This is a genomic window from Mesorhizobium sp. L2C084A000, from assembly GCF_000502875.1.
Taxonomy (GTDB): Bacteria; Pseudomonadota; Alphaproteobacteria; order Rhizobiales; family Rhizobiaceae; genus Mesorhizobium.
Genome location: NZ_AYWX01000054.1, coordinates 1 through 441, shown reverse-complemented (window position 1 = coordinate 441; position 441 = coordinate 1). Strand labels below are relative to the sequence as shown.

Genomic DNA, 441 nt, shown 5'->3' with positions numbered 1-441 from the left:
GTTTCCTCGCTCACCGGTCTTGCCCTTCCCGCCGATTGCGTCTATTTCGGCGAAATCAGCCTGTCGGGCGCAGTGAGGCCGGTTGCGCATGCGCAGCAGCGCCTTAAAGAGGCCGAAAAGCTGGGTTTTGGAAGTGCGGTTCTGCCCTTGGGCAGCGAGGAGGTTGTCGGGGGGATCGGGGCCGGCGCTTTCCAGCCGACCGAACTTGCCGATCTCGTCGCACGCATAGCCGGCTCACGGCGCAGCCGTGTCGACGTGGAAGATTGACGCGGCTCGCCCGAGCCGTGAAAAGACAATCTGAGTGGGGCGAATGACATGCCGATTACGCTGCTGGACGGAATTCTCGTCGGCTTCACCCTGGTCTCGGCGATGCTCGCCATGGTTCGCGGCCTGTCACGCGAAATCCTGTCCGTCGTGTCCTGGGCGGCTGCCGCCGCGGCG

Annotated in this window: 2 pseudogenes; both read left to right on the top strand. The window is 64.4% G+C overall.

What is annotated here, in order from left to right:
• Window positions 1-267 (top strand): annotated as a pseudogene (locus tag X735_RS0135745) (DNA repair protein RadA); the annotation flags it as partial.
• 48 nt (window positions 268-315) lie between these two features.
• Window positions 316-441, top strand: a pseudogene (locus X735_RS1000000170195) (CvpA family protein); the annotation flags it as partial.